This is a genomic window from Fimbriimonadaceae bacterium (assembly GCA_019638775.1).
Taxonomy (GTDB): Bacteria; Armatimonadota; Fimbriimonadia; order Fimbriimonadales; family Fimbriimonadaceae; genus JAHBTD01.
On sequence record JAHBTD010000063.1, the window covers coordinates 1 to 4,537 of the forward strand.

The following is a 4,537-nucleotide window of genomic DNA, read 5'->3' on the forward strand; positions in this document are numbered from 1 at the left end:
TGGACGAGGTTGGGAGTCAATCACCGATCGCATCATCGAGGTTGTGAATCGAAGGTCGACGCGGGTGGTATACGTCCTCTGGGGTGAGGCGGCGAAAAAGAAGCAAACGCTGATTACCAATCCGCAACACGTCGTCATTGCCTGCGGCCATCCCTCCCCGTTGTCAGCGAGGAATTTTTTCGGCTCACGTTGTTTTTCGAGGGTCAATCGAGCTCTCATCGATGTTGGGATTGATCCAATCGATTGGCAAATTCCTGATGTTTGAGCGTCGGCCCATCGCTTCATAGAAAAACGTCTCGAGGCTGAATACTCCCACCAGTGTGGCCATGCCGTCCGACTACTCCCCTGAAAGTTCCCCGATCTTCGATAGGGTCGATCTCGGGTGTCCTCGATGCTGAACTTCCGAGATCTATCCTTCACTGATGAGATTGTCTCATCCATTGTGAGCTCCCTATGCCTGGAAGCTTGTTCGACAGACGCCTGTAACAGGTCGGTACCGTCTTTCGCTCTCACCATTGGATTCATTGGGGATCTCCTCTTATGGTGCGTACGGCCGCGAAGCCCGATCGGGGCTGTTCATTCGGAAATGGCACCTTCGTGCAGAGACCTTCCATTAGTCAAGGCCGTCGTCGGGCTTCGGAGAGGTATAGCGTGCAGGCAGCATTTCCGGCGACATCTCACTCGGAAGCACTCGGCTGACAACCGAAAGAAAGTGCTGTGCGTCGGATCAATGGCCTGTCCGGTCACAAGCATCGGCTCCATTGACATGGCGGTTGCCACCCTGCAGGGTGCGGCATGACGTGTTGAGCCTCGCCCACTGTCCCATCTTGCGCGCCTGCTTCAATCTTTAGCGCGTCTGATTCCACGGTCTTCGCCGCTTTTGCGCCAGAGTTCCCATCCCAGGCCATCAGGTCTTGCATGCGTTCGCGCGTGCTCACCTCACAACGATGTGGCGAGGTATTCGCCACCGATAAAGGAGAATGCAATGATACAGGAACAGTTTCAACAGTTTTGGTTGCAATTGAAGGCTCCCCTCAAAGCCAGCTCGGGGAACATCACGGAGAGCGATCTTGGAGAAATCCAGGGCAATTTAGCGATCTTCGGCGATGTGCTTCAGAGGCGGTATGGTGAGGGCCATAAGGATGAAGTTAGGTTGTGGGTCGAACGTTGATACGCGCATTGGAGCGGTAACTCTATCGGATACCAAGACCCGAAACCGACCGCCTGAATCAGTGTCACCTCCCTGAGCATCGACGTCTCGGCGAGGCCTTGCGCCCGCGCGGGCGATAAGAGCCCAAAGGAGCGCACCTGTCGTACGAAAGATCGTCATCAACAAGAGTTATGATTAGTTCTGCCTAAGCCATAAGGCGTTTCTGCGTTTGCGTGAGTTAGGACAGCTGGATGCGCGTAATGAGACCGCGCCCGGGCGCCTACTGGTCACCTGCGGCAGGTTCTCGGGAGCCAAGCCTCAAAAGGTCGTGTCCATTTCGGACGACGTGTCATGGGTCATCGTAAAGGCGAATGGAAGCAAGCATGTCAGCGAACTACATCGCATATGGGCTTGACCTGATGGGGGACAGGGCCAAGCTTCGGGGTTAAACCGGACCGACAAGCTGGATGTGGTTCGGCCCGGAGATGTTCCGCCGTGGGCGAGTCTCCGGGCGTGCTCCGTCCTGAAATCCGCGCTTTACCGTGTCGCGAGTCATCTGCACCACAAGGTCAATACGACCAGGTGAGAAGGGTTGTCACGACGTTCTTGCTGTAGGCATACACGGGAATATTGGAGCCGTTGAGGACTCCCTGATATTGCAGCGCAAGGTTGAGGTTGTGGGGTAATGGCTTGGCGATTTGGCAGAAAATGTCTTGCTCGATATCCCGGCGCGCGGATACTTCTCCGGTATTGTCTAGGAAAATGCCTTGGACATGGTTGTACGCCCGCCAGTGTACTTCGTAGTCGAGTCTGAGGTTGAGGTCATACCAAGGAAGCACAATTTGCACTCCTGCCTGAATTCGATCTCCTGAATAGGCGAAACTGGATCCGCTGGCGGCCTCGACGTCGTGCTGGTACCCCAACCGGAGGATGTACTGATCTTGCCGGAAGCGAAAGGCCTGGAGAACTCCGAGCATGCTGTTGAACGCATCGCGTGATTCCGGGGCAAATCGAAGATCGTTATTGCCGGGCTCCGCGTAGAAGTCCTTTCGCTGATACCGATACAGGAGGGTGGTGAGGTTTTCCATCCGACCGAGTGCCGGCACTGTCACCGCTGGCGGAACGAATGCGGCGGGGAAGGTGAGTGTGTGACGGGAGAGAAATCCCTTTAGCCCGAGAAGCATGTAGTCATAGCTGTATTGCCCGCCGATCTCATAGGGGATGCTTCCCAACGTGCCTCGATAGACGCCGGACAGCGCGCCCAGGTGGTCTTGGATGTCGAAGGCGCCCACGCCGCTGTTGGTGTTCACCGTCTGGTAGTACGAGTAGGCCACCGTCGACTCAATCGGCCCATTGCGATACCAGGAGTAGTCGCCCCTAGCGGAGGTGACGAAGCCCGGGGATTGTGTGGTGCGTGCACGGAGAATCTCCGCAACCACGTCGCTGCTTGTGCGAGGGTTCACAGCCACGTTGTCGTCGTAATACCCTCCAACTGCGAGTTGCACATGAAGTCGCTTGGTATCCGGCATTCGTGTCGCGGCGGCGGTCAGTGCTTCCTGGATGCGGACGGATGCACCGGTGATCGGGGAATTGGGCTGGACGCGTTGTGCGGAGATTAATTCCGCCTGTGCCTGGTCCGAAAGGCCGAGTATTCCCAGGGCCAGGCCTCGATAAAACATCACAAGTTGCTGAATGTCCGAATCGGATGATCGGTTGCTCGCCAGCGCAGCCACGGCACCGTCATAATCCTTCTTCCGATAACGAAGTACGCCCACAGCAAAGCCTAAGTCCTTCCGCCTCGGATCCCGTTGAAACACCTCCTCCAAGAGCGGCGCCGCCTTCTCGTCGGCCCGCAGCGCAAAATGTGCGATTCCCAATTGGTAGGTCGCGTCCAGATCGTTTGGCCGAAGCTGGTGAAGAGTCGCGAGGGGAGCAATGGCCAGGTCCGGCCTTCCTTGGGCCAGATGGCAGCGCGCGAGATAGTAAAAGGCTCGCCCATGGCCTGGATTCAGTGAAATGGCCCGTGCGAAGAACGCACGCGCTTCGTCAAACTGCTTGGCGTCAAAGGCCAGAACTCCCTCGGCGACGAGTACCTCCGCATCAGCCTGCTGCGCCAGGGAGCACACAGGAAACCATACCAGCATGACGACGACCATGAATGTTGCGGCGAGAAGCGGTCGTAGCTGAACGTGAGAGTGGCATGGGGGAATGGTCGGTAACCATTGCGAATGCATGTGTGATGAGTTCCTCCCTCCCTGCAGGTTCGCCCCTTGACGTGTCGCTGTGCGCCTCCCTACTATACGATACGGGGCTTGTATTTTCCGAGACCAAATCTCTGCAAAGTGGCTATGGTCAAGGCCTCGCGGAGATCGCATGATTGGTGCTGCGATTCAAGTCGGCAGTGTGTAGCGAGGGGTATCGATCTCATGGATGCGCGTAGTAGGTGGGTAAGGGTAGTTGGGTGGAGTGTGGCGGTTCTGTTGGGCGCGGCCATCCCGGTATTGGCCCAAGAGGCGCCACGCCCCCTCTCCAACCCTAAGCCTGCGTTTGGCCTCGTGACGGATCTTCTCGGGACGCCGATGAAGACGCGTGCATCTGATCCGTCAGGCATGGTTGCGCTGAAGCTCGGCGATCTCATATCTGCCGGCGATGAACTCCGGACAGGACAGGGCGGGAAATTGGAATTACTGTGGGATCATCGGACGATCGTGGCCCTACACCATGATGCACGAGCGACGATCGGGGAGGCGCAATATGGGCAAACAGACGTGCGACTGCATCAAGGGACCGTGCGAATCGCCCTGTCTTACAATGCCGGGAGAGTGACTGATACCCTGACCCTTCGAACACCGCTTACAACGGTGAGAACACGGGGAGGAATCATAGAGTCGATGGTTCCCGGGGCAGAACGGCAATCATTTTTTCATGATCTACTGAACGGGATTCCTGGCGAAACAGTTCGAGTGCTCGAAGGAACCGCCCGCATTGAATCGTTGACGGAAGAGGGGAAGGTCCTGACTCTGAAGGCGGGGAGTGACGTAACGGTGAAAACGGGGAAATTCTTGGCCGTGTCCGAGCACGAGGTGAATCAGGCGCCGGCACAGCCGCTCGCCATCAGGGAGGAGCACCGCCAAATCCCGGGGACGGTCCTGCACCAAATCGTCAATGCGCAGGTGAGTGCCGCGCTTGAGACTGGGCAGGTTTTTGTGGCTTCTGCGGTGGGAACTGAGAAGGAACCGGTCGGCACAGCTCCGAAGGGTGTCATTCTGGCGACCACTGCCGGCGTGCCGCTGACAAGCCTGTTCCCACCTTCCGCAACCCCGGGGAGTGTCTCCCCAAGCTCCACTCCTCAGGCCGCGCCGCCTCCCTTACAAGGGATTAATGTGG

At 57.4% G+C, this 4,537-nt stretch carries 4 protein-coding genes; 3 read left to right on the top strand and 1 reads right to left on the bottom strand.

Annotated elements, in window-relative coordinates:
- Positions 1 to 265: uracil-DNA glycosylase (locus tag KF784_19640; GenBank protein ID MBX3121274.1), on the top strand; the 265-nt coding region annotated here is incomplete at its 5' end.
- Positions 266 to 985: 720 nt separating this feature from the next.
- Positions 986 to 1,171: a hypothetical protein gene (locus KF784_19645; GenBank protein MBX3121275.1), complete on the top strand. Its 186-nt coding sequence runs from the start codon at positions 986 to 988 to the stop codon at positions 1,169 to 1,171.
- A 548-nt stretch (positions 1,172 to 1,719) separates the two neighbouring features.
- On the opposite strand, the gene KF784_19650 is transcribed toward KF784_19645, so the two are convergent.
- Positions 1,720 to 3,384, bottom strand: a complete 1,665-nt coding sequence (locus KF784_19650) for a tetratricopeptide repeat protein (GenBank protein ID MBX3121276.1) — start codon at positions 3,382 to 3,384, stop codon at positions 1,720 to 1,722.
- Between the two features lie 234 nt (positions 3,385 to 3,618).
- Between KF784_19650 and KF784_19655 the strand changes: the two genes are divergently transcribed.
- Positions 3,619 to 4,537, top strand: a 919-nt coding sequence (locus KF784_19655) for a hypothetical protein (GenBank protein MBX3121277.1), incomplete at its 3' end; no start/stop codon positions are given.

What these genes read in the sequence shown, in the direction of transcription:
- KF784_19645 (MBX3121275.1), top strand. Translation starts at nt 986, where the DNA reads ATGATACAGGAACAGTTTCAACAGTTTTGGTTGCAATTGAAGGCTCCC.
- KF784_19650 (MBX3121276.1), bottom strand. Translation starts at nt 3,384, where the DNA reads ATGCATTCGCAATGGTTACCGACCATTCCCCCATGCCACTCTCACGTT.